Here is a 24830-nt window from a genome sequence, read left to right as displayed (position 1 = left end):
GCGGGAGATTCCCCGGCACTGAGCGTGCCGGATCCCGCCTACTCCCTAGCTTGTCGGCTGGGTCGGGATGGCTCCGGTGGCATCAAATGCCAGCGGGTCCGCGGACTCCTCCAGGTCATGACCGCCCGAGAACTGCGACATGTACAGGTTGTAGTACGCGCCCTGCTTCTTCAGCAGCGACTCATGCGAGCCCTGCTCGACGATCCGGCCCGACTCCATCACCAGAATCGTGTTGGCGTCCCGGATCGTCGAGAGGCGGTGGGCAATCACAAACGAGGTCCGGTCCGTGCGCAGCGCGGCCATGGCCTGCTGCACCAGCAGCTCGGTTCGGGTGTCCACCGAGGAGGTGGCCTCGTCCAGGATCAACAGCGAGGGCGATGCCAGGAAGGCTCGGGCAATCGTAATCAGCTGCTTCTCGCCGGCCGACACATTCGACCCGGCATCGTCCAGAATCGTGTCGTAGCCGTCGGGGAGCTGACGCACGAAACGATCCACGAACGTGGCCTGGGCCGCGGCGATTACCTCGTCATCGGTGGCGTCCAGGCGTCCGTAGCGGATGTTGTCCCGAATCGTGCCCTCGAAGAGCCAGGCATCCTGCAACACCATGCCCACCTTCGAGCGCAGTTCCTGGCGCGGCACGGTGGTAATGTCCGTGCCATCCAGCAGGATTCTTCCGCCCTGCAGCTCGTAGAAGCGCATGACCAGGTTTACCAGGGTCGACTTTCCCGCGCCTGTGGGCCCCACGATGGCCACCGTATGACCGGGCTCCGCCTCGAAGGACAGGTCTTCGATCAGCGTGGTCTCCTCGTTATAGGAGAAGGTCACGTGTTCAAATTCCACGTGCCCATCGGTGTGGGCGGGCAGGGCACCGGTGGTGTCATCCTCGCTCTGCTCCTCCGCATCAAGCAGCTCGAAGGTCCGCTCGGCCGAGGCCACACCCGACTGGAGCATGTTTGCCATTCCGGCCAGCTGACCGATCGGGCTGGTGAACTCACGGGAGTACTGGATGAAGGCGGTGGCATCACCCAGGGTCATCGACCCGGTAGCCACGCGCAATCCACCCACCACGGCGATTCCCACATACGAGAGGTACGAGACAAACTGCATCGCCGGCATGATGATGCCGGAGATAAACTGGGCACCAAACGACGCCTTGAACAGGCCCTGGTTGCGCTCGTCGAATCCCTCAAGCATGTCCTTCTGGCGCCCGAACAGGGTCACCAGGTCGTGGCCGGAGAAGGACTCCTCGATGTGCCCGTTGAGCACGCCGGTGTTCTTCCACTGGGCGGCGAAGAGCTTCTGCGAGCGCGAACCGATCACACCGGCCACAATCGCCGACAGCGGCAGGGCGATCAGAGCAATCAGCGCAAGCTGCCAGGAGACGATGAACATCATCACCACGATGCCGATAATGGTCAGCACCGCTTGAATCATCTGAGCAAAGGCCTGTTGCAGCGCGTTTTGGATGTTATCCACGTCATTGGTTACCCGCGAGAGCAGGTCGCCACGCTGGCGGGTATCGAAGTAGTTCAGCGGCAGGCGGTTGAGCTTGGTTTCGATATCGCGACGCAGGTTATAGACAACCTTCATCACCAGCTTGTTCAGGATGTATCCCTGCGCCCACATGAAGAAGGACGAAATGAGATACATGGCCAACACGATGAAGATCAGTCGACTCAGGTTGACAAAATCGATGCCCTGGCCCGGGGTGAAGTTGATCTTTTCCAACATGTCCGCCCGCGACTGATCGCCCGAGGCGACCAGGCCGGCGATGACCTGCTCCTTGGTGGCCCCGGATGGCATACCCGCTCCGATGGCGCCACCAAAGATGACGTCCATGGCCTGGCCAAGAATCTTGGGCGCAATCACGCCCAGCACCACGGAGACCACAACCATCGCCACGACCACCGACACGCCCACGCGCTCGGGTGCCAGCAGCCCCATCAGACGCTTGGCGGACGGCCAGAATGCCTTGGCCTTCTTGGGCGGTGCGCCGCCACCAAACATGTCATCGCTCGAGCCCGCGGTCAGCTCGCGCTCGTCAAACTCCAGCACGGCCTCGGGGGTTTCGGATTCCAAGGAATCGTTTTTCTTTCGCGCCATGAGTTACGCCACCTCCGATGCGCTGAGCTGGGAGTTCACGATCTCCCGATAGGTTTCGTTGGATTCAACCAACTCCTCGTGGGTTCCGCGACCCACAATCTTGCCGTCATCCATCACCAGAATCTGGTCGGCATCGGTGATCGTGGACACCCGCTGGGCCACGATAATCACCGTGGCGTCACGAATTTCATCCTTGAGCGCCGCACGAAGCTTGGAGTCCGTGGTCACATCCAGGGCCGAGAACGAGTCATCAAACAGGTACACCTTGGGCTCGGCCACCAGCGTTCTGGCGATACACAGTCGCTGACGCTGTCCGCCGGACACGTTGGTTCCACCCTGAGAGATCGGGCTGTCCAGCCCGTGCTCCTTCTCCCGTACGAAGCCGGCACCCTGTGCCACGGTCAGCGCCTGCCACAGCTTTTCATCATCGGCATGCTGATCACCGAAGCGCAGGTTGCTTCCCACGGTGCCCGAGAACAGGAAGGGGCGCTGCGGGACCATGCCTACGCGGTCGGAAAGCTGCGCCCGGGTGTACTGAGTCACCGGGACCCCGTCCAACAGGACCTCGCCCTCCCCCGCGTCGTAGAGGCGGGGAATCAGGCTCAGCAGCGTCGACTTACCGGACCCGGTCGAGCCGATGATGGCCGTGGTCTTTCCGGGCTCCGCGGTAAACGACAACCCCTCCAGGACCAGGTTCTCGGCCCCCGGATATCCAAACCCCACGTTGCGGAACTCCACCACACCGCGCGGGTCGGCCACCTCTACCGGCTCCTCGGGCTCGGACATGGTCGGTTCCACATCCAGGACCTCACCGATGCGCTCGGCACAGACCACCGCACGCGGGATCATCATGACCATGAAGGTTCCCATCATGACGGCCGCAAGAATCTGCAGCAGGTACTGCAGGAAGGCCGTCAGCGAGCCCACCTGCATGTCACCGGTATCCACCCGGTGCCCACCAAACCACAGCACGGCGGCCGTGGCCAGGTGCAGGATCATACCGATCAGCGGGAACATCAGCACGAAGATCGAACCGACCTTCAGCGACACCCGGGTCAGCGCGTGGTTGGCATCGCCAAAGCGCTGGGTTTCAAAATCCTCACGCACAAACGCCCGCACCACGCGGATGCCGATGATCTGCTCGCGCAGAACACCGTTGATGCCGTCGATCTTTTCCTGCATCGAGCGGAACAGTGGCATCAGCAGGGTGACCAGGTAACCAACCACGGCGATCAGCAGCGGCACGGAAACCCACACCAGCCACGACAGTCCCGCGTCCTCACGCAGGGCCATGACGATACCACCCACACACATGATCGGAGTGGACACCATAAAGTTCAGGGTCATCAGCAGGAGCATCTGCACCTGCTGCACATCGTTGGTGCCGCGGGTGATCAGGGTGGGCGCACCAAAGCGACCGAGCTCCTGGGCGCGGAAGTTGGAGACACGACCATAGACGCTGCGGCGCAGATCACGGCCCACCGCCATCGCGGTTTTGGCACCGAAGTAGACGCCGCCAATCGCGGCGGCCACCTGGACCAGGCACACCCAGAGCATGGTTGCACCGGTGGCCCAGATGAAGTTAACATCGCCCTTGGCCACTCCCTGATCGATGATCTGGGCGTTCAAGCTGGGCAGGTAAAGAGCGGCGAGAGTCGCGATCAGTTGCAAAATAACAACGGCCACGATCCACCGAACATACGGGCGCGAATATCGCAGTAAGAGCCGTAAGAGCATGGGATCCATCCTGGTATGGAGTGTAAACAATAGAGCTTCTAGCGGACGCAACCCGCTGAGCACTCATGCTAACGCGGTTTAGTTCGATTTTGCGTCCATCATTTGGCTGATGTTCGCAGCCACTGTCGCACTATACGCAGGACCGGGGACATCCGATGTGCCGGGATTCGGGTCCCACGGTCATTGGTGGGTGGCCGCAAATCCGTTACTGTGATCACATGCGTCTCGGTGTACTCGATGTTGGCTCAAATACCGTCCATCTCCTCGTGGTGGATGCTCACCCCGGCGCGGGTCCCATCCCGATGACCGATCACAAGTCGGTGCTGCGCCTGATGCGCTACATCGATGCCGAGGGGCGCATCAGCGACGAGGGAGTCACCGCCCTGATCGATGCGGTGAGTGCGGCCGCAAAAATCGCCGAGGCTGCGGGGCTGGACGCATTCTTGCCGATGGCCACCTCGGCTATTCGCGAGGCCACCAACGGCCCCGAGACGCTCGCGTTGATTCGCGCCCATACCGGAGTGGACCTCCAGGTCCTCAGCGGCGAGGAGGAATCGCGACTCACGTTCCTGGCGATTCGCCGCTGGTATGGCTGGTCGGCGGGCAACATCCTGGTGTTTGACATCGGTGGAGGTTCCCTGGAAATCTCGCAGGGGTCCGATGAGATGCCGGACGTCGCCGTGAGCCTGCCCCTGGGTGCCGGACGCACCACGGTCTCCCACCTCCACGACGATCCGCCCACGCTGGAACAGACCGAGGAGCTTGCCGCGCATGCTCGCCGGATCCTCGGCGAGGCACTCCCCCTGTTCGCCGAGCAGGGAGCGCCGGACCACATCGTGGGCTCATCCAAGACGATCCGTTCGCTGGCCAAGCTCGCCGGCAGCAGCGGCGATAACGGGGACGGTCGCACCCGACTGAGCCTCAAACGACTCACCGACTGGGTTCCCCGCCTGGCAATGATTCCCGCAAGCGCAAGACACGCGCTGCCCGGTATCACCGAGGATCGCGCGTTCCAGATCGCCGCCGGCGGCATCGTGCTGCGCGAGGCCATGGGAACCATGGGAGCTTCTTCCCTGGAGGTGTCGCCCTGGGCACTCCGCGAGGGCGTCATCATGCGGTATCTCGACCAGCTGCACGGCACGTCCTCCTGAGTGTTCGACCCGGCACCGCCGATCCCGTTGCCGTTGCCGTTACCGTTGCTCAGCGTGCGGACAGGGTCTAGGCTGAGGACATGGAAATCACCCGATCAAACGAGCATTCCCGCTACGAGCTCCGCGAGGACGGGGCGGTACACGCCACCCTGGCCTTCACCGAGCGCGACGGTGTGACTTTTCTCACCTACAGCTACACCGAACCCGCTCAGCGCGGTCGCGGCCTCGCCGCACGACTCGTGGAGTTTGCGATCGCAGACATCAGCCGGGACCCCGAACGCAGGATCACCCCGACCTGTGGCTACGTGCGCGGCTGGTTTGCCAACCATCCCGAACACCAGGGCTTACTCGCTAGCTAGGGAGCGAGCCGCTCGCGCGGCCACGTATCGAAGTTTCGCGCACTGGCTACGAACTGATCGCCCGGGACCCAGAAGCCACCGGGTCATGAGCATCGGCAATAAGAGCCGATCCCGTGCCGGCATCAGCATCAGCATCAGCATCCGAGACATCAGTAGCAGCGACATAGGTATCTGCATCAGTATCGGCATCGGCATCGGGGCCGATGCTCTCCCCGATCCGATCGAGGAAGCGCACCACCGCCGCGCGCTCGGTCGAGGTGAGCGACTCGGCCGCCGCGAGCATGCGTTCGTGTCTGCCACTGAGTGTGCCGCGGACCTCGCGGTGGGTCTGGGCACTGGCCTCCAGCAGGATGGCGCGGCGATCCACCGGATGAGGCAGGCGGCGCAGGTGCCCCGAAGCCACCAGCCGATCGGTCAGCTTGGTGGTCGAGGCCGAAGAAATGCCCAGGTGATCGGCAAGCCTCTTGCCCGTGACCGGCTCACTCCTCCCGGCCGCCGCGATCAGGAACCGCAGGGCCGCCATGTCGGTTTCACCCATGCCCATCTCTCGGCGGGTCTCCCGGCGCATCGCCTCGTCACGTTCGCGCCAACGCCGTAGCGCGCGCAGAACCGCAACGGGACCCGTTCCCGGGGACGATGCCCCACTGCCACCGGCACCGGCACCGGCACCAGCACCGTCATCCGCCGCCTCGCCGGACCGCGGAATCCGGGTCGCGCCAACCGCCTGGCGCTCAGCATCCGACGGCTCGGCGCCCGTCACATTCGCTCTCGACGCCTCGGCGCCCGACACTTCCGCCCCCGAGGCTACAGCCCCCGTCGCATTGATTCTCGACGCCTCGGCGTCCGGCACGTCCACCCGCGGCAGATTCCCACTCGGCTGCGATGACGGACGCGCGGCCCGGGTCGCGCCCGGCGCCGAATCCACCCCCGGCGCGAGGTCCACCCCCGGTGCGAGGTCCACCCCCGACGCCGGATCAACCCCGGGCGCACCGGAATCCTCGTCCTGCAGGTACCAGTAGGGGGCGTTCATGATGTCCAAAAGTTTTGGGGACGGGATGCGAGATGCACTGATCACATGATACCGTCAACTCATTAGCTAGCCTAGCTAGTTATTTATTCCGGGAGGCACAACGATGAATGCACCGCTAGGTCACACCCTCGTTCGAGCAACACCCGCCGGGACGGCCGCACCCACGGTACCGCCCACGGAGGAGGAGTCCATTGCCGCATCGCCCGCGCGCGAACGGCATCGACTCGCCCGGATTAGGTCCGTGACGAGCAACCCGAACGCGCGTCACGAACACAGCCACCTCCCCGGGGGCGCGATCCAGAATCACGACGAGCGTGCGGCACTCGCTCCCGTGGAAGGTGGAATCCCCTCCCCCCAGACCGCCGTCTCCGATGGCGCAACACGCGTCGAGCAGGCGCTCCCCTCGGACTCCGAGTTGGGTGCGCTGCTCGACGCCGGCTTTGGACAGGGGGACCTCGAGGAGGTCTGCACCTGCGATATCCCCCCGCGCGTCAGTGAACTCAGTCACCACGTGGAAGCGGCCCTCGCGGCCTTCCTCGCCGACGGCCTGGCCAAGAGTCAAAAAATGGACGCCTCCTATCCCCCACTCTGGGCGGGACTGGGTCGGGCGCTCACCGGCGGCAAGCGGATCCGCCCGCGCCTGGTACTCGGGGCCTATCTGGCCCTGGCCACGGAGGAAGAAACCGGGCAGGATCCGACCGCCAGCCCCGTCGAGGATGCCCTGCTACGCGCCCTGGTCGCGACCGCCGCCGCGCAGGAGCTGCTGCACGGGGCCTTTGTGGTGCACGATGACATCATCGACGGCGATCTGCTGCGCCGCGGTCAGCTCAACCTGACCGGCGCGATCCTGGAAACTCATCCGCTGCGCACCTCGGATCCCGCCCGGGCCCGTCGTGATGCCGAATCCTCGGCCATCATCGGCGGAGACCTCCTGCTCAGCGCGGCCCAGCGCCACATCGCGCTGCTCGAGGTCGATACCCGGATTCGACACCGACTGCTCGACCTCTTCGACGAGGCCGTACACGTCACCGCCGGCGGCGAGCACGCCGACGTGAGCCTCGCCGCGCTGGACGCCGGCACCCCGACGATCACGCGCATCCTCAGCATGACCGAGCACAAGACCGCCAGCTACACCTTCTCGGTGCCACTCCGGGCCGGGGCCGTGCTTGCCGGGGCGGACGAAAACCTGCTGGGTGCCCTGGATGAGGTGGCGCGTGCCCTCGGCCTGGCCTTCCAGCTCCGGGACGACCACCTGGGCGTCTTTGGGCAGAGCGCCCGCACCGGTAAGAGCATCACCGCGGACCTGTCCACCGGCAAGAACACCGCGCTGGTGTCCCTCGCCCGTGACAGCGCCGCCTGGCCGCTGATCATCGCCCTGCAACGCGACCCCGAGTCCGCCACCGCGGCCCAGTGGGAGCACGTGCGCGCGGAGCTGATTCGCGCCGGGGTGCGTGAGCGTCACGACGCGCTGGTGGCCGATGCCACTCGACGCGCGCGGGCGGCGACCCTCTCCCCCGCGCTGCCCCCACGGTTGCGCAGTTACCTTACATCCGTCATTATCGAGCTCGGGGGACGTGATGTTTAGTCTGCGACTCCTGGCAACAGCGCCCGTTCCCACCCAGATTGAGCCCGTGACCCCCACCTCCGATCACCCAGACTCCACCCCGCGGCCCGGGGCAACCCCGCCCGAAACACCGCAGGGTCGCCGCCCGGCGGTGCCCGCGCGCGCCCCGGAGACCGGACTCGCGCTGTACAACCGGGTCGCCACCGAGAACAGCGTGCACCTGCTCAGCCGCTACTCCAGCTCCTTCGGGGCCGCGAGCCTCCTCCTTCCGGGTCGCATGCGCACCCGGATCGCGGCGATCTACGCGCTGGTGCGCGTCGCCGACGAAATCGTGGACGGTCCCGGAGAGAGCGCCGGGCTCAGCACCGCCGAGTGCGCGGAAACCCTGGATGCGCTGGAGGCCGAGACCGAGCACGCCCTGACCACCGGATTCTCCAGCAACCTGGTGGTTCACGCCTTCGCCCAGACCGCACGGGCCGCGGGCTTTGGGACCGAACTGACCCGTCCCTTCTTCGCCTCGATGCGGATGGACCTGGAACAAAACGTGCATGATCAGGCCAGCATCAAGACCTACATCTATGGATCGGCCGAGGTCATCGGCCTGATGTGCACGGCGGTGTTTTGCCAGGATTCCCGGGTGGATCCGCGGCGTCCGGAGATCGTCGATGCCGCCCGTGCGCTGGGGTCCGCCTTCCAGAAGATCAACTTCCTGCGCGATTTGGGCAGCGACCTGGACGCCCTGGGACGCAACTACTTCCCCGGGATCAACGTGGCCCTGCTGACCGCGCGGGATCGCGACACCATCATCGCCGATATCGACGCCGACCTGGCCCGCGCCCGGGCGGGCATCCGCCTGCTCCCGAGGGTGAGTCGCCCGGCGGTGATCTGCGCGACCGAACTGTTTGCGACACTGACCCGCAAGATGGGCGCGGTTCCCGCCCGCGATCTGCTGCGTCGCCGCATCCGCGTGAGTACCCCGCACAAGGTGGTGATCGCCCTGCGCGCCCTCCTTCTCGGGAGGTTCCTGCCCTCCCGCGGCGGTCGGTAGCCCCGAAACTCGGTCGCGCCGCAGCCACCCCGAGCACGGCACCCCATACTCGACTCCTGACATCCGGGCCGCGACATCGCCGCAGCCGCCCGCCCCACCCGAAGATTGGATCCGTTCTTGTCCGAGTCTCTCCCGACCGCCACCCCCGCCAACACCCCGCAGCACGCCGTGGTGATCGGCGGCGGCGTGGCCGGGCTGGCCACCGCTGGCCTACTCGCCCGCGACGGCTACCGGGTGACCCTGGTCGAGCAAAATGCCGAGGTGGGCGGACGCGCCGGATCGTGGAGCAGCGAGGGATTCCGCTTCGACACCGGCCCCTCGTGGTACCTGATGCCCGAGGTGTTTGATCACTTCTTCGCGATGATGGGGTCCAGCACCGCCGCCGAGCTCGACCTGGAAACCCTCGACCCGGGCTACCGGGTGATCTTCGAGAAGGATCACGAGGCGGTGGACGTGCGCGCGCAGCGGGCGGCCAACCGGGAACTGTTTGAGCGGCTGGAACCGGGATCCGGACCGGCATTTGATCGCTATCTGGCCTCGGCCGAACAGACCCTGGATCTTGCGACCAGGTCCTTCCTCTACACCAACTTCGAAAACCTCTCGGCGTTTTCCAGTCGCGCGGTGATCGCGCGCGCGGGCAGTCTGGTCCGACTGCTGACCCGATCCCTGCACGCGTTTGCCCGCGATCACTTCACCGACTCGCGGATCCTGCGGATCCTCGGATATCCGGCGGTGTTTCTCGGGTCTTCGCCGTATCGGGCCCCGGCGATCTATCACCTGATGAGCGGGCTGGATCTCAACGGTGGGGTCCAGTATCCACACGGCGGCTTCACCGAGCTGGTGCAGGCGCTCGCCCGACTGGCGGATTCGGCCGGGGTCACCATCCTCACCGAAACCCAGGTGCGGGAAATCACCACCAAATCCGCCGGGCGCAAGGCTCGCGCGACCGGGGTCGTCACCGAACGCTGCGGCGTGACCTCCCGGATCGATGCGGACATCGTGGTCTCGGCGGCGGATCTGCACCACACCGAGACCCGACTCCTCCCCCCGGCGCTGCAGTCGCGGCCCGAGCGCTCCTGGAAGCGCACGGTTCCCGGGCCCGGGACGGTGCTGGTGTTTCTCGGCATCCGCGGCGAGATCCCCGAGCTGCCGCACCACACCCTGCTGTTCACCGAGGACTGGGAGGGGAACTTCCGGCGAATCGACGCCCCGGCACCCGCCCCCGGGGAGCACTGGCTCCCCGATCAGACCTCCCTGTATGTGTGTCATCCGTCGGCATCGGATGCGAGTGTGGCACCGCCCGGACACAGCAACCTGTTTGTGCTGGTGCCCGCGCCCTCCGATCCCGAGCTGGGCGGCGAGGGCGATGAGGAGGTGGAGCGAATCACCGATGCGGCCATCGACCAGATCGCCGCCTGGGCGAAGATCCCCGACCTGCGCGAGCGCATCGTGGTGCGCCGCAGCATCGGCCCGCGCGATTTCGAACGGAATTTCAACGCCTGGCGCGGGACCGCGCTGGGTCTTGCCCACACCACCGCGCAGAGCGCGTTCTTCCGCGGCAAAAACGTCTCCTCCAAGGTTTCCGGGCTGTACTACGCCGGAGCCACCACTGTTCCGGGCATCGGGTTGCCGATGTGTCTGATCAGCGCCGAGCTGGTCCTCAAGCGCCTGCGCGGGGACCGCGGCAGCGCCCCGCTGCCCGAGCCCACCCCCACCCGCGGCGATCGCGGCACCGCATGACCGGCGGCTACGCCCTCGCGCTGCTGATCTCGATCGGCGGTCTCGCCCTGATCGACCTGCGTCACCGGGTATTCTTCTGGGACTCCCCGATTCGCGCGGCGCTCACGCTCACCACCGGACTGGTCGCCTTCATCGCCTGGGACCTGTGGGCGATCCACGCGGGCATCTTTTTCCGCGGCGAGAGTCCCCTCCTGTTGCACTGGAACCTCGCCCCCGAGTTCCCGGTGGAGGAGATCCTGTTCCTGACCCTGCTGTGCTACTCGGCAATGATCCTCTTTGTGCTGGGCACGCGTCTCCTCGCCCGCATCCGCACCCGTCGGAGCGCGGCCTCATGATGTACTGGCAGATCTGTGCGGTCGTGCTGGCCGGCGGGCTGGGGATGTTTGCTCTCACCCGCTCCAGAGGCGCCCGCGTCTCACTCGGCGCGGCGGCCATCGCCCTGGCCGGGCTGACCGTCGCGACCGCGGTTTTTGACAACATCATGATCGTGCTGGGCCTCTTCGACTACGACCGGGACACCCTGCTCGGCCTCAACATCGGCAACGCCCCGATCGAGGACTTCACCTACCCACTACTCGCGTTGCTGATCCTGCCCGGCGTCTGGCTCGCGCTGGGCACACTCAGTAACGCCGACTGGCGGACGATCCTGCGTTCCTCCCGCCCGGTGTCCTGGATCAACACCGCCTATCCGTTTGCGGCGGCCATGCTGATCACCCGCGGCACCGTGGACGGCGAATTCATCGTGGGCACGCTGTTTTTTCTGATCCCCTACAACCTGCTGATGTACGGGGTCAACGACGTCTTCGACTATGAGTCCGACCTACGCAATCCCCGCAAGGGTGGCATCGAGGGCGCGGTGCTCGAACGCCGATTGCACCGACCGGTTCTGTGGACCGGCGCGCTGCTCGCGCTGCCGAGCTTTGTCTATCTGCTCGCGGTGGGCACGCCCCTCTCGGGGCTACTCCTGATCCTGTGTGTGGCCGGCGTGCTCGCCTACTCGGTCCCGCCGCTGCGCACCAAGGAGCGGGCGGTCGCCGACTCGGTCACCTCAAGCCTGCACTTTGTGGGCCCGGCCATCGTGGGCCTGGCCCTCGCCGGTGCGCAGTGGACCCCGGCGCTGCTCTGCCTCCTGGTGGCGTTTTTCCTCTGGGGAGCCGCCAGCCACCTGTTTGGTGCCGTCCAGGATGTGGAGGCCGACCGCGCCGCCGGAATCTCCTCCTCGGCCACCGCCTGGGGTGCCCGGGCAGCCGCGCGGGTATCGGTGTTGCTCTATCTGGCCGCGGGCATCGCCGCGCTGTGGATCCCCGGGTGGGGCAAACTCTCGGCGCTCCTGGTAATCCCGTACCTGATCGTGACCCTGCCCTCCTGGAACATCACCGACGCGACCGCCGAGAGCGCCAACCGCGGCTGGCGACGCTTCCTGCTGCTCAACCAGTTCACCGGGTTTGTGATCACGATGCTGTTGATCCAGTTCGCCCTGACCCACGTGCCCGCCTAGCCCGAACGGCCCACCTTCCAATACCCGCAGAACATGATCCGGTCCTTGGGCACCCCGCGGGACACCCACTCGCGGCGCACCCCGGTGGCCAGCGCGGACTCCCCGACCACCCAGCCGAAAAATCCCTCGGCGGGCAGCGGCACATCCGCGGCGATGGTGCGCGCCAGGACGCCGGGCACCGCATGCGGATCCTCCCGCACCAGCCAGCGCACCGAGATGCCACGCGGCGCCGCCAGCACACGGCGGTCCTCCTCGGCGGGGATCTCCAGCAGGGCGGTCCCCCGAACGTGCGCGGGAAGGGCGGCCAGGACCCCCTCGGCGGCGGGCAGCCCGCTCTCATCGGCGACCAGCAGGACGTGGGCGATCCCCGCGGGCAGGGTGAAGCCGGTGCCCTCATCCAGGATCGCTACCTCATCGCCCGGCACGCAGTTCCGGGCCCAGTCCGAGGCCACCCCCGCAGCCTCCCCCGTTCCGTGCACCACAAAATCGATATCGATTTCGGGACCATCGGGCCCCTCGGATCGATACTCGCGAATCGTATAGGCGCGCAGCACTGGACGCTGATCGCCCCGGGCGCTCGCCAGGAAGCGCGCATAGGATCCCAGCGACAGGGCGCTCGGCACCGCCGCCAGGTTGCCCCCGTTTTGCGGAAGGAAGAGGCGCACCCACTGATCGTGGCCCAGCGGGACAAACGACTCGATGTCGCCTCGACCCAGGGTCACCCGAATGAAGTGCGGCGAGATCTGCTCACGGGCGAGCACCTCCAGACCCACCGCTCCGGTGGTGCTGGGGCGAACCCGGGTGCTGCGAATATTTGTGCGTGCCATCCAAGAACCCTTCACTAGTTAGTACAGCCTAACCTTAATTATCGCGGGTGCCGAGTGTCCCCCAAATGGTAGGCACCCGGTTCGGGGTCTTGACCCGGCCTCGCGCGCGCGGTGAGATTGCCCCAGACGATTGCGAGACGATGATGCCCCATCCCCCCATCACCGCCCCGGATCCCGGCGCACTCATTCCCGAGACCCCGGTATCCGGGCGATGGATCTCGGCCTTTACCCTGGCCTGGTTTGGCTACTGGATGGCCAGCCTGGTACCCCTCCAGCTCCTGCTGCCCAGCCAGTTTCAGGCCCTGAATCCCGGCGATAAGGTGCGCGACCTGGCGATCACCAACGGCGTGGCCGGGGTCGTGGCCCTGGTGACCCTGCCGGGTTTTGGGGCACTGTGCGATCGAACCATCTCGCGCTTTGGCCGGCGCCGCCTGTGGATCGCCGGGGGCGCGTTTGTGGGAGCGCTGGCCGTGGCCCTGGTGGGCGAGCAGACGAGCACCGGCGGGGTGGTCCTGTGGTGGGCGGTGGCCACGGCGGGGGCCAGCGCGATGATGGGTGGTCTCACCGCGGTCATCGCGGACCGGGTCCCCGAGCGCCAGCGCGGCATCCTCTCGAGTGCGATTTACGGGCCGCAGGCCCTGGGCGTGGTAATCGGCATTGCCGCAGTGACCCTGTTTGCCCTGCAGCTGCGCACCGCGTATCAGCTGCTGGGGATCGCCCTGGTGCTGTGTGCGATCCCGTTTGTCTGGATCCACCGCGAGCGCCGCGGCATGCGCACGCCCCCGCTGACCTTCTCGGCAATCGCCTCGGGCCTCTGGGTCAACCCGCGGCGGCACCCCGAGTTTGCCTGGGCGTTCGGGAGCCGCACGCTGGTGAACCTGGCCAACTCGCTGGGCACCTGCTACATGCTCTTTTTCCTCACCGACGGCCTACAGATGGATAGCCCCGAGGACGCGCTGCTCATCGTCACCCTGGTCTATCTGGCCGCCGCCCTCGCCTCCACCTATCTGGCCGGGCTGTACTCGGACCGGACCGGACGCCAGCGCGGGGTCCTGATCATCGCCGGCCTGGCCCAGGCCCTCGCGGCGGCGCTGCTGGTCTTCGCGCCGAGCTTTGTGATGGCGATCATCGCCGCCGCGTTTATCGGCGGCGGCTTCGGAGCCTCGATGTCGGTGGGCCAGGCGGTGGTGACCCGGGTGCTCCCCGACGCCGAGAACCGTGCCAAGGACCTGGGCATCATGAACATCGGCCTGGTGGTGCCCACCACGATCGCCCCGCTGATCGCGGCCATCCTGATCACCACCAGCGGCGGCTACACCCTGCTGTTCGCGGCCACCGCGGTCTTCGCGCTCGGCGGGGTGTGGATGATCACCCGGCTCAAGAGCATCCGCTAGGGGCTGCTCGGCCGGGAAGTTTGGCCCAGGCGACGCGGCGAGCGTGAGCGACCGGCGAGCCTGAGCCGAGGGGCGCGGCTAGCGGTGCAGCTGCACCCAGATCGCCTTCTCCCGGGTCCACTGCTCAAATGCGCGCAGCGACTTCTCGACCCCGCCGAAGCCCGACTCGCCCCAGCCACCGAACGGGCTGGTGAGGTCGCCCTCGCTGTAGGAGTTGATCGAGACCACCCCGGCGCGAATCGAGCGGGCCACGCCCAGGGCGCGGTCGATGTTCGAAGACCAGACCGAGGCGGCCAGGCCATACGGGGTGTCGTTGGCCAGCGCGATGGCCTCGGTCTCGGTGGTGAAGGTCTGGATCGTGACGATCGGCCCAAACAGCTCCTCGCTCAGGATGCGCGCATCCGCGGGCACCCGGTCCAGGATGGTGGGGGTTACATAGTGCCCACCCGGGATCACCGAGACCTCCTCGCCGCCGAGCAGCACGCGGGCACCGCCCGCCCGGGCCTCCTCGACCACCGTGAGCATCCGCCGGGCCGCGGCACCGTTGATGACCGGACCGATATCGGTGTTCGGGTCCTCGGGATCGCCGACCCGCAGCGCACGCGCGGCGGCGACAAACCGACGGGTGAACTCCTCGGCGATCGAGTCCTCCACCAGGATCCGCGACCCGGCCGTGCAGTTCTGCCCGGCTGTCACAAACGCGCACTCGATGGCCTGGGAAATCAGGTCCTCGCCATAGCCCAGCGCATCGGCGAAGATGACCTGCGGGCTCTTGCCGCCCATTTCCAACGAGACCCGCTTGAGGTTGGTTTCGGCGGCCGCGGAGAGGATCGCTCGGCCGGTGCGCGTCGACCCGGTGAAGGAGAGCGCGCCGATGCGCGGATCCCGGGCGAGCGCCGCCCCGGCCTCGGCCCCGGTACCCGGCAGCACCCGCAGCACGCCGGCGGGGATCCCCGCCTCGAGCGCGAGCTTTTCCACGTGCAGCACCGAGCGCGGGGTGGTGTCGGCGGGCTTGAGGATCAGCGCGTTGCCCACGGCGAGCGCCGGGGCAATCTTCCACGCGGCCATCGCCAGCGGATAGTTCCAGGGCAGGATCGCGGCGACCACGCCGAAGGGCTCGCGCTCGGTCAGGGCGATCACGCCCGGGCCCGCCGGGGTGATCTGCCCGGTGAGCTTGTCCACGGCCTCGGCGAACCAGCGGATCGATTCAATCGCCCCGGGAACGTCGTTTTCCACGCACTCACGGATCGGCTTGCCCGCGTCCTCACACTCGAGCCGGGCCAGCACGTCTGTGTCGCGCTGCATGAGGTCGGCCAGGCGCAGCAGCGCCGCCGCCCGCTCCCGAGGTTCCAATCCCGACCAGACTCCGGAGGCGTAGACGCGCTCGGCGTCGCGGGCATGCTCGGAAACCTCGGCGGCCGAGACCGCGGGGATCGGGGTGTCTCCGGCCGATCCGTCGCGCGGGCGCAGGAGGGGCAGGGTGGCGGGCTGAGTCACGGAGAGGTCCTTCGGGTTAGTGGTGCGGCTGCAGGTGCAGGTACCGGTGCAGGTGCGGTGCGGTAACGGGAACGGGAACGGGAACGGGCGGGCGCTACGGCTGGGTGAGCTCGGGGTGGGCCTCGCCCTCGGCGAGCCGCCAGCCGCTCTCGGTCCGGACGATGTCACCGCGGGCGGCGAGCTCACGGACAAACTTCGCCATGCCTCGATCCCCGCGCTTGCGGAACATCGGCAGCAGTCGCGGCAGCACGTTGGGCATCGTCATAACCGCGCGCAGCAGCCGCGATTCGCCGATCCGCGGATAGGCCTCGAGTCGCGGCCGATCCAGCAGGCTCATCATGGCCTTGGCCACGCGTTCGGGCGGCTGGGGCGGATCCTGGAACTGAAGCGAATTGCCCCCCTCGATCGCCTCCTGGCGGAGCATCCGGGTGTCGGTGGCCGAAGGCAGCACCGACCCGACTCGAATCCCGCGCGCGGCCAGATCGAGGCCAATCGAGAGCATCGCCCCGCGCAGCCCAAACTTCGAAGCCGTATAGATCGGAGTTTCCCCGAGCGGGAAGACACCTCCAAGTGACACCGTGGAGATGATCCGCGGATCCCCCGCACGCTCCAGCAGCGGGATGGCCAGCCGGGTGAGCACCAGCGGCGCCGTGAGGTTGACCGTGAGCTCGCGCTCGATGCTCTCCACGCTGCGCTCGGCAAAGCGCTCCGAGGAGGTCATTCCGGCATTGTTGACCAGCACGTCGATGCGGCCAAAGGCAACCTCGATGTGCGCGATCAGCTCCTCCACCAGGTCCCGCTTGGTCAGGTCGCAGCCGAGTCCCACGTGGGCACCCCCGGCGGCCGGATGCACGGGGAGGGTGGCCGCCTGGGTTACCGCACGTTCGGCTCGGATGTCCACCAGAATCACCCGGGCCCCCAGCGGCGCGATCCGGCGCGCCAGGGACATGCCGATGTCCCCCGCCCCGCCGGTGATCACGATCACCTTGCCCGCATAGTTATAGGCCATCTCAGCGCACCCGTTCCCGGGCCGATCGCTCCCGGGCGGGCCGCCCCGATGTCGCCGCGGATCCTCCGGTCGGGGCAGTCGCCCTCGGGTCCCATCCCATCTGGGTGAAGAGCTTGCGCAGGTGCGAGGTCAGCGCGTGGGAATCCACGTAGCCGCGGTGGCGCGGGGAGCGGTCAAACTTCACCCCGCCACTCAGATCGGGCCGTTCGGTGCGGATCAGGAAGGCGAAGCGGGCGGCGCTGTCGGCCCCGTTCGCGCGGGCGGCCAGATAGTTGGCGATCAGCTGGGCCTGCAGGTCAAACACCTGGTAGGCGCCGCTGTTGGTCTCCACATAGCCGACCCCGAAGAGCCCGGTGTGCTCGCGCGAGAACGAGCTGAGGTAGAGGTCGGGGTGCTGGGGATCACCGAAATACTCCTGCCCGTGCGGGACCAGGTGGCGGTAGCCGGTGGCCAGCAGGATCAGGTCGAAGTCCTCGCTGCGCCCATCGGTGAAGGTCACGGTTTTGCCCGCGGTGGTCTTGATCCCCGGCCGCGCCTCGATATCCCCGTGCTGCAGGTGGTGCCAGAGCATCGAGTTGAGCACCGGATGGGTTTCAAACAGACGGTGGTCGGGCTTTTGCAGACCCAGCCGTTCGGGCTTGCCCATCAGCAGGCGCAGCATCGTCCCGAACACCGCCTGCTCGACCCGCTTGGGCAGGTGCGGTCCGTTTTCGGCAAACACGTCCACCGGCTGGCCAAAGATGTGCTTGGGGATAAACCAGTAGCCCCGGCGCATGCTGATCACCGCCCGGTCGGCGCTGCGGGCGGCGTCGCAGGCGATATCACAGCCGGAGTTTCCCGCACCCACCACCAGCACCCGCTTGCCCTCGAACTCGTGCGGGCTGCGGTAGGTCAGCGTGTGACGCACCTCGCCGGTGAAGTCGCCGGGGATCTCGGGCTCATTGGGGAACCACTGGGCGCCGGTGCAGGAGACCACGTTATCGTGTCTGGTCGCGGTGCCGTCGGCGCGCTCGACCAGCCAGGATCCGTCCTCCAGCTTGGTGATGTTGCTCACCGTCACCCCAAACTCGATCCTCTCGGTCAGACCGTAGGCATCGGCGAAGGCTCGCAGGTAGGCGAGGATGTCCCGGTGGGGCGGATAGTCGGCATAGGTGTCGGGCATCGGAAAACCGTCGAACCCGGAGAGGGTGCGGCTGGAGATAAAGTGCGCCGACTCGTACATGGGGGTGCCCGGGGCATCGATGTCCCAGACCCCGCCGGTGGCGGTATGGCGCTCGATCTGCGTGTACGGGAGCCCGTGCTGGGCGAGGGCCCGGGCGACCGCCAGGCCGGCCGGGCCCGCGCCGATCACGCAGGTGTCATGCAGATTCTTGGGGAGGGCTGCGGTGCTCATCGTGACTCCAATCGGGCCGGCGACCACGTCCTCGTGGACGCCTGCAGCCACGCTATCGCCGGGACGCCCCGATTTCGCGGGCCCCGACGGACCAATAGCGGACCCTAGCGGCCAGTGCTAGTGTCTGGTCATGGCCGAATTAATCCCCACTACCGCGACGCCGACCCCACCCGCGGGCGCGATCTCGGCCACCATCGCGCCCAATATCCTGCGCTATCTGGCCCGGGTGTCCGGGGAGCTCGGAGTCGACCTCGGCGGTGCCCTGGAGCGCGTCGGCCTCACTCCGGACCTGCTGAACAGTCCCGAGCTACGGGTGTCCTTTCGCCAGGGGGACGCGGTGATTCGCGCGGCGCTCGCGCGCAGCCCCCGGGCGGACCTGGGCCTCCTGGTGGGCACCGCGCAGCACATCGCCGCCTCGGGTCCGGTGGGATTTGGGATGATGACGGCCCCCACGCTGATCGATGCGATCAGGCTGGGCATCGAGTTTCAAAACCTGGCCGGATCGATGGTGGTGTGGAGCGTGCGCGAGGATGATGCCCAGACCCATGTGCGTGCCGAACTCACGGCGGTCTCGGCGGACGATCCGGTGGGCCGGTTTCTAATCGAGGAGGGCATCGCCAACATCACCCGAATGGTGCGTACGGCCCTCGACCCGGGTTTCCGTCCGGCCCGGGTGAGCTTCGCGTGCGTGCCGCCCCCGTATGCCGGCGAATATCGCGACCTCTTTGGCTGTCCGGTGGCCTTCGGCGCGGATCACACCGAGTGGACGCTGCCCGCCGGATGGCCCGAACGCCGCCTTCCCGGGGCCGACCCCTGGGTTCACGCCCAGACGCGCGCCCTGCTGAGCGAGCTGACCACCCGCATCGGGGACCGGCAGGAACTCTATCGACTCCTGGAGGCCCGGATCGCCCACGCGCTGCCCGAGATTCCGGCAATCGGCGAGGCCGCCCGCGCGCTCCACCTCACCGAGCGGACCCTGCGTCGCCGTCTCGCCGAACTCGGCACCACCTTTGCGGAGATTGTCGACGGGGTGCGCCGCGAACGCGCGCTGCACCTGCTGGAGGAAAACACGCTTCCGCTGATCCGGATCAGCGCGGAGCTGGGCTTCGCGGATGAGCGCTCGCTGCGTCGCGCCTGCGTGCGCTGGACGGGGCTCTCCCCCGCGCGGCTCCGCGGCACGCGGGGCTAGTGCAGCAGCACGGCCTTGAGGATCGCGATGCCCGCACACGCGACCGCGAGTCCGATCCCGGTGAGCAGCGATCGCAGCGAGGCCTTCTTATTGCGCAGGTGTCCCAGCACCAGGCCGAGGAAACCCATCCGCACCACGGTCACCGCGATTGCCAGACCCAGCGCCAGCGGAGCCGAAATCCAGCCCCAGGCCGCGGCCGCGAGCAGCAGCGCGGGGGTTGTGGTCGCCGAGACGATGGGCAGGGCGTTGCGCAGCTCGTGTCGCACCATCTCGCGGCTGGGCTTGGCGTCGTAGCGCACCCGTTCACCGAGCGATTCGGCGAAGGTGTGCGCGAGGTACGTGGTAAATCCGGTGGCCAGCACGATGACCGCCGCTCGGCCGTGCGCAACCTCGTCGGGGTGCTGGCTCACCAGTGCGGCCAGAACCAGCAGGTTTCCGTAGACGTAGGCGGAGATCCGGGTGGCGGCATCGGATCGGGACAGCTCGGAACGGTTCTTGCGCATTCCCCCATTCTCCCGCAGGTTCGAGTGTCCACGAACCCACGGGCATGCGGGCGCACAAGCACACGGGCTCATGGACCCACGGACTCACGGGCTCACCAGCTCACCGGCTCACTAGCAACGGGCATGCGGGCGCACGAGCGTGCCCGGGGCGACTCCAGCGCGGCCCTACCCCGGGCACGGGGACGAACCTAGGCCGCGGTGATCCCCTGAGCAGCGTAGCGCTCGTGGATCGGAGCGCTCAGGCTGGCGTGCGCGCCACGGGCGATCTCATCGGCGAGGGACTCGTGAGCGCCGGCTTCCAGATCGGTGTAGATGTTGTTGACCACGTCGCGCGGGTCTCCCTTGGGCACGTCCAGGGCCTGGATCATCGGGGTGTCGGTGTAGCCCAGGTGCGCGCCCAGAACCTGGGTTCCCTGGCTCGCCAGTTCCACCCGGAGCGAGTTGGTGGCACCCCAGAAGGCCGACTTGGTGGAGGAGTAGACGCCCGGGATGCTGAAGAAGCTCAGCGCCGAGTGGACGTTGATGATCGCGCCGCCGCCGTGGCCGGCGAGCACCGGCGCATAGGCCTGGACCAGGGCGATCGGACCGAACACATTGGTTTCGTAAATGGCCCGGACATCCTCGGGGCTGGTGGCGAGCAGGGTGCCGAACTTCTCGATTCCCGCGTTGTTGATCAGCACGGTGGTGTCTCCGGTCTGCGCGAGCACGTCGGCGATCGAGGCGGGGTCGGTCACATCCAGGCGCAGCGGCACCACGCGGGCGTCATCCCAGGTGCGCGGGGTGCGGGCGGTCGCGTAGACCTTGGCGGCACCGCGGGCGAGGGCCTGCTCAACAAAGTGGACGCCGAGGCCTCCGTTGGCGCCGGTCACGAGAACTACGGCATTGGTCAGGGTGGTCATGGGGTTCTCCGATACATCAGGGCGAGACCATCTCGCTCACTTGGAAAACCAAACCTAGCATGCTGTGTTGGAAAATCAAACCGTGATGTATTCTGGAGTCATGAATCCGACCGGCCTGTACCCCGAAAGCCTGTGTCCGATTGCCCGCAGCCTGGATTTGCTGGGACAAAAATGGTCACTCATGATTGTGCGTGAAGCCGTGGCCGGGGCCACCCGCTTCGCCGACTTCCGCGCGATCGGCATCCCCAGCGACATCCTCACCAAGCGCCTCACCTCCCTGGTGGACGCCGGCGTGATGGAGCGTCGCCCCTACCGCGAGGCCGGCGAGCGCGCCCGCGACGACTACCACCTGACCCCCGCGGGAATGGCCCTGCTCCCGGTCCTCTCGGCGCTGGTCGAGTGGGGCACCGAGTACCTACCGATCCCCGCCGGACGCACCCTGGAAAACGTCACCACCGACACCCACGAGGCCGTGCGCGTGGCCTATATCAACGATGCTGGCGAGATCATCAACCAGGACCGGGTCACCATCCAGACCATCCCCGCCGCCTAGACGCTCACCCTCTACTCACGACCGCCGCAAAATCCACGGTGCGGGGCCGTTGCGACGTACCGGCTACCGCACGAGACCCGCCATCTCGTGTCTCAGATGTCCGCTATGACGACCGCCCGAGTCGGGGCGAGATTCCGCGGTTGGCTTGCGATTCTCCCCGCTGAGTGGAGCCGCGCCGCAGCGGGAACTGTTAGCGTCCCTCTCGGATAGAGGAGACGAGTATGGGCGAGCAGGAAGTCATCATTCCCCCGGTGCTCTACCTGCCCGTGCAGCGGGCAGCGGAGACCACCGAGGAACCACGGGTCATCGTGGGCATCACACGCTCCGGGGAGCGCGCACTGTTTGCGTTCACCGCGCTGGACCGCCTGGTCGCGCACTGTGGGGCTCGGACGCCCTGGATCCTGCTCCCCGTCGACGCTCTCGCGCTGTTGCAGGAGGAAACGGGATTTAGTGTGTTGATTCTGGATCAGCCGGTGCCGGGGATCACGGGAACACCCTGATGCTCATTTCCGCCGATCCCGAACGCTTCGTCCAGATCCAAGGCGATCTCGATGCGGCCGCCGATGCCTTGGACCGCGCCGTCCGCGCGGTTCCCGAGGGCATCTCCGCCGGGCAGATTACGGCAGAGACGGTTCTGATCGCCGCTGCCGCCGCCGATGCCGCGAACTACCTGATTCTGATTCTGCACGGGCTCTCGGAAGCGTCCGGCGAGGTCCTCGTGGCGATGGAGCGCGCCGAGGACGGGCATCGGGCGGAGATCGGTCGACTTGCACGGGAGATGAACCGACTATGAACGGGATCGATCTGGACATCCCCGGAGAACCCGCCTCGGTACGAACCCTGGCATCCTGGTTCTCCCCCACGATGAGCGCGGGACTACGCGCGGCAAGCGACGCCCTGCGCGGCACCCGCACCTCCTCAACTCAGGGCTTCGAGGGCGAGGGCGGTGACGCGTTCCGCACCAAGGTGGGCGACGCGTTGAGCGTCCTCTGGCCGGTCGAGGACTATCTCAACCTGGCGGACGCTACTCTGAACGACTACGCCGAGCTTCTCGAGCGTGGACGCACCCGCTCGATTCACCTCGGCGAGGATGCCCGCGCCGCGGGCCTGGTCGTGACCGGCGGCCGTTACATCCAGGCCCCGGTGAGCCCCCTCCCGGTTGACTGTTTCGCGACCCCACCCCCACCGCCACCACGAGAGAAGGTGGTCGCGGCCAAGGCCTACTGGAAACAGGCCGCGGAATACGCCCGCATCAGCACCGCGATGGGGCAATGGTGGAGTGAACACGACGGGTGGATTCGGGACAACATTCCACCGCTACTGGACGGAGAGGAAAGGCTATCGGTCCTTGCACAGGTCTGGGACACGCTCCGCGCGGCCAACCTGGACCTGTTTGCCTCGGCAGGCTTCGAGGCCGGAACCCAGACTCGTAACACTGCGCTGGACGGACTACGAACCTCGCTGAAACGGGTCACCGAGGAGGCCGTGGCCTCCAACCAGCAGGGCCTCGCGCGGTTTATCGAGGCCGACCGGATCGACTCGGTCACAGCAGGCTTGAACGTGCAGATCGAAGCGGGGGTAAAGATTGGCCGCTACCTGAGTTTTGGCGGGGCCACCATTACCGTGGTCACCTCGACCTTCGACCTGGCCACCGGTACTCCTGCGGATGTGGTCGGGGTGGGACTGTTGGGAGGAGCCGCAGGCGCGGCCATTGGAAGCAAAGCTGCATCGCTGGTGGGCCTCGTTCTTCCGGTTGCGGCCACCCCACTAGGCACGGCGTTTATTTTGACTATTGGTTCAGCAGGTACCGGTCTGCTGGCCCAGGAGCTGTATGAACGCCTCGTTCCTGATTCGACACGAGAACAGCTAGATCATGAGCTTCCGTATGCTTACTGGGATGCCGCGATTGTGCCGGGCTCGGGCATACCGCTGAATAGAATCGTTTACCCCAAATGAATGCGCGGAGCGTAATTTTCCGCGGAGATTTCCCCGAGATCGTTCAGTCTCCTCCGCCGCTGTGGAAACGCTTCTGGAAAGTGGTCTGGATCATCGCTCTCGGGGCGGCGCTATGGGGAGTGGCTCTGGGATTCATCTTCGCCCACTCCCCGATCGGTGTCCTCATGTTGCTGAGCTACGTCCTGACATTGAGCGCATATGCGTGGTATCTCGTGGCCATCTCTCGGGCACCTCAGGCCTTCACTGCCCGAATCTCACGACGGCATCGATTTCTTCGGTTCGTCGCACCTCGAAATCGCGTATGGGCACGATATGTGTGGTTATTCGCGGCGTATCTAAGCTGGCTCACCGTCGAGATCTACACGGCACCGAATCCGCTTGCATCGACTACCGCGCGTTCGGTCATCATCACGGCGGCATTTTCGCTGGCCCTCAGCGAACCCCTTCGTACACAGTTTTACCCGGCGGGCTTAACGCTGACCCCCGAGTACATTATTGGCGTTCGAGGAAGCGGGCGTGTGCGAATCCGCTGGGCAACGCTCTACCGAGTGCGGGCAGCAGGAATCTATCGTTTTCCCCTCCGCGAACGCGGGATCTGGCTCTATCTCACCGAGTTCGGCCACAGGGAGGTCAAGATCAATGCACGCTGTACCGCGACCGACGTGAACATTCTGTATTGGACGGTTCTGTACTTCTGGGAACACCCCGAGGAACGTGAACTGCTGAGCGATCCGGCCGCCGCGCTGCGGCGCGTCGAAGAGCACTATGTGGGGCGTGCGCCGGTAGCAGAGGGCGCGGACCACTAGCGAAGGCTTCGTGACGAGCGCTCTCTAGACGAATCGCGGCCGAGATCTCGGCCCGAGCCCGGGTACAACAAAGGCCCCGTACGGCGTGTACGGGGCCTTCAGCTCTGCATGACTAGGCGGCCAGGGCGACGTCGGATCCCAGGGATACGGCGGTGTCCCACCCACGGCGAACCTCGGCGAGGCCGCGGGTCTGCTCGGGGTAACCGAGGTGCAGGTGGGTGTTACGCCAGTCCAGCAGGGCGGCGGCGCGGGTCGCGGCGAAGTGGCCGGGACGAACGCTGCGGGCACGGGTGGCCGCGTGGAATCCGTCGAGGAAAAACGCGGTCGGCGGGCTCTGGTGGATACGGGTGTTGGTATTCATAATTACTTCCTTTATGTCTGTGCCGGGCGTGCGACAACGCACCCTCCCGAATTTGTGTGTGCCTGGGCGGAGCCTCGCGGGGGCGGGCTGGCCGAATGGCGGTGGCTGCGGCGTCGGGCGGATCACGTCGGGGATCGCCTGCCGGGTGTGAAAACTCGCGATATCGGATGTGGAGCAATCGGAAATACATCGGGTATTTCGATTGATCGGAAT

Annotated in this window: 24 protein-coding genes; 14 read left to right on the top strand and 10 right to left on the bottom strand. The window is 66.7% G+C overall.

The features are described from left to right. Positions 1-45 precede the first annotated feature (45 nt). Positions 46-2103: an ABC transporter ATP-binding protein gene (locus IE92_RS0102360; protein WP_030143277.1), complete on the bottom strand. Its 2058-nt coding sequence runs from the start codon at positions 2101-2103 to the stop codon at positions 46-48. 3 nt (positions 2104-2106) lie between these two features. Continuing rightward, positions 2107-3840, bottom strand: a complete 1734-nt coding sequence (locus tag IE92_RS0102355) for an ABC transporter ATP-binding protein (RefSeq protein WP_030143276.1) — start codon at positions 3838-3840, stop codon at positions 2107-2109. 218 nt (positions 3841-4058) lie between these two features. On the opposite strand from IE92_RS0102355, the gene IE92_RS0102350 reads away from it, so the two are divergent. Continuing rightward, the gene (locus IE92_RS0102350) at positions 4059-4991 is read left to right on the top strand and encodes a Ppx/GppA phosphatase family protein (protein ID WP_030143275.1); all 933 of its coding nucleotides are present in this window, start codon (positions 4059-4061) and stop codon (positions 4989-4991) included. 80 nt (positions 4992-5071) lie between these two features. Further along, on the top strand, positions 5072-5350 hold the full coding sequence (locus IE92_RS0102345) for a GNAT family N-acetyltransferase (RefSeq protein ID WP_030143274.1): 279 nt from the start codon (positions 5072-5074) through the stop codon (positions 5348-5350). Positions 5351-5396: 46 nt separating this feature from the next. Here the strand turns inward: IE92_RS0102345 and IE92_RS0102340 are convergent, their stop codons facing one another. Then, positions 5397-6110 (bottom strand): MarR family winged helix-turn-helix transcriptional regulator, encoded by a 714-nt coding sequence (locus tag IE92_RS0102340; RefSeq protein WP_245601199.1) that lies wholly within the window; start codon positions 6108-6110, stop codon positions 5397-5399. 511 nt (positions 6111-6621) lie between these two features. On the opposite strand from IE92_RS0102340, the gene IE92_RS0102335 reads away from it, so the two are divergent. From IE92_RS0102335 to IE92_RS0102315, 5 genes are all read left to right on the top strand, one after another. Further along, the gene (locus IE92_RS0102335) at positions 6622-7965 is read left to right on the top strand and encodes a polyprenyl synthetase family protein (protein ID WP_051701499.1); all 1344 of its coding nucleotides are present in this window, start codon (positions 6622-6624) and stop codon (positions 7963-7965) included. A gap of 46 nt (positions 7966-8011) precedes the next feature. Beyond that, complete coding sequence (locus IE92_RS18845) at positions 8012-8992, top strand: phytoene/squalene synthase family protein (RefSeq protein ID WP_245601198.1); 981 nt, start codon at positions 8012-8014, stop codon at positions 8990-8992. A gap of 117 nt (positions 8993-9109) precedes the next feature. Then, complete coding sequence (crtI, locus tag IE92_RS18840) at positions 9110-10732, top strand: phytoene desaturase family protein (protein WP_051701498.1); 1623 nt, start codon at positions 9110-9112, stop codon at positions 10730-10732. Next, complete coding sequence (locus tag IE92_RS0102320) at positions 10729-11067, top strand: lycopene cyclase domain-containing protein (RefSeq protein WP_030143269.1); 339 nt, start codon at positions 10729-10731, stop codon at positions 11065-11067. The genes crtI and IE92_RS0102320 overlap by 4 nt, the downstream gene beginning before the upstream one ends. Further along, entirely contained in the window at positions 11064-12230 is a 1167-nt protein-coding gene (locus IE92_RS0102315) for a prenyltransferase (protein WP_081863809.1), read from the top strand. The genes IE92_RS0102320 and IE92_RS0102315 overlap by 4 nt, the downstream gene beginning before the upstream one ends. Here the strand turns inward: IE92_RS0102315 and IE92_RS0102310 are convergent. Further along, positions 12227-13057, bottom strand: coding sequence for a siderophore-interacting protein (locus IE92_RS0102310; protein WP_030143267.1), 831 nt, complete (start codon positions 13055-13057; stop codon positions 12227-12229). The two genes, IE92_RS0102315 and IE92_RS0102310, sit on opposite strands and share 4 nt — an antisense overlap. A gap of 140 nt (positions 13058-13197) precedes the next feature. On the opposite strand from IE92_RS0102310, the gene IE92_RS0102305 reads away from it, so the two are divergent. Beyond that, the gene (locus tag IE92_RS0102305) at positions 13198-14451 is read left to right on the top strand and encodes an MFS transporter (RefSeq protein WP_030143266.1); all 1254 of its coding nucleotides are present in this window, start codon (positions 13198-13200) and stop codon (positions 14449-14451) included. Between the two features lie 78 nt (positions 14452-14529). Here IE92_RS0102305 and IE92_RS0102300 read toward each other — a convergent pair whose 3' ends face one another. The 3 genes from IE92_RS0102300 to IE92_RS0102290 form a co-directional block, all read right to left on the bottom strand. After that, a complete protein-coding gene (locus IE92_RS0102300) occupies positions 14530-15948 on the bottom strand; it encodes an aldehyde dehydrogenase family protein (RefSeq protein ID WP_051701497.1) in 1419 nt (472 codons plus the stop codon). A 94-nt stretch (positions 15949-16042) separates the two neighbouring features. After that, a complete protein-coding gene (locus tag IE92_RS0102295) occupies positions 16043-16957 on the bottom strand; it encodes an SDR family NAD(P)-dependent oxidoreductase (protein ID WP_030143264.1) in 915 nt (304 codons plus the stop codon). A 1-nt stretch (position 16958) separates the two neighbouring features. After that, positions 16959-18350: a flavin-containing monooxygenase gene (locus tag IE92_RS0102290; RefSeq protein WP_211250746.1), complete on the bottom strand. Its 1392-nt coding sequence runs from the start codon at positions 18348-18350 to the stop codon at positions 16959-16961. A 130-nt stretch (positions 18351-18480) separates the two neighbouring features. Between IE92_RS0102290 and IE92_RS0102285 the strand changes: the two genes are divergently transcribed. Further along, positions 18481-19539 carry an AraC family transcriptional regulator gene (locus IE92_RS0102285; RefSeq protein WP_081863808.1) on the top strand — a complete coding sequence of 353 codons (1059 nt, stop codon included), beginning with the start codon at positions 18481-18483 and terminating at the stop codon, positions 19537-19539. Here IE92_RS0102285 and IE92_RS0102280 read toward each other — a convergent pair. Beyond that, positions 19536-20042 carry a hypothetical protein gene (locus tag IE92_RS0102280; protein WP_051701496.1) on the bottom strand — a complete coding sequence of 169 codons (507 nt, stop codon included), beginning with the start codon at positions 20040-20042 and terminating at the stop codon, positions 19536-19538. The genes IE92_RS0102285 and IE92_RS0102280 overlap by 4 nt on opposite strands. Before the next feature lie 188 nt (positions 20043-20230). Beyond that, the gene (locus tag IE92_RS0102275; protein ID WP_030143260.1) at positions 20231-20941 is read right to left on the bottom strand and encodes an SDR family oxidoreductase; all 711 of its coding nucleotides are present in this window, start codon (positions 20939-20941) and stop codon (positions 20231-20233) included. Positions 20942-21041: 100 nt separating this feature from the next. Here IE92_RS0102275 and IE92_RS0102270 point away from each other — a divergent pair, with 100 nt between their 5' ends. The 5 genes from IE92_RS0102270 to IE92_RS18110 all read left to right on the top strand — a co-directional run bounded on the left by IE92_RS0102270 (position 21042) and on the right by IE92_RS18110 (position 24256). Further along, the gene (locus IE92_RS0102270) at positions 21042-21494 is read left to right on the top strand and encodes a winged helix-turn-helix transcriptional regulator (RefSeq protein WP_030143259.1); all 453 of its coding nucleotides are present in this window, start codon (positions 21042-21044) and stop codon (positions 21492-21494) included. 221 nt (positions 21495-21715) lie between these two features. Beyond that, positions 21716-21994, top strand: a complete 279-nt coding sequence (locus tag IE92_RS0102265; RefSeq protein ID WP_043321300.1) for an SAV_915 family protein — start codon at positions 21716-21718, stop codon at positions 21992-21994. Further along, positions 21994-22287 carry a hypothetical protein gene (locus tag IE92_RS0102260; protein ID WP_030143257.1) on the top strand — a complete coding sequence of 98 codons (294 nt, stop codon included), beginning with the start codon at positions 21994-21996 and terminating at the stop codon, positions 22285-22287. The genes IE92_RS0102265 and IE92_RS0102260 overlap by 1 nt, the downstream gene beginning before the upstream one ends. Then, a complete protein-coding gene (locus IE92_RS0102255) occupies positions 22284-23450 on the top strand; it encodes a hypothetical protein (RefSeq protein ID WP_030143256.1) in 1167 nt (388 codons plus the stop codon). The genes IE92_RS0102260 and IE92_RS0102255 overlap by 4 nt, the downstream gene beginning before the upstream one ends. Then, a complete protein-coding gene (locus IE92_RS18110; RefSeq protein WP_156027374.1) occupies positions 23447-24256 on the top strand; it encodes a hypothetical protein in 810 nt (269 codons plus the stop codon). Before IE92_RS0102255 ends, IE92_RS18110 begins: the two co-directional genes overlap by 4 nt. Positions 24257-24368: 112 nt before the next feature. Here IE92_RS18110 and IE92_RS0102245 read toward each other — a convergent pair whose 3' ends face one another. Further along, the gene (locus IE92_RS0102245) at positions 24369-24617 is read right to left on the bottom strand and encodes a hypothetical protein (protein ID WP_030143254.1); all 249 of its coding nucleotides are present in this window, start codon (positions 24615-24617) and stop codon (positions 24369-24371) included. Positions 24618-24830 lie beyond the last annotated feature (213 nt).

The organism is Mycetocola saprophilus (genome assembly GCF_000718085.1).
Lineage (GTDB): Bacteria > Actinomycetota > Actinomycetes > Actinomycetales > Microbacteriaceae > Mycetocola > Mycetocola saprophilus.
The sequence above is the reverse complement of the archived record's forward strand: the minus strand, read 5'-3'. Positions and strand labels throughout refer to the sequence as shown.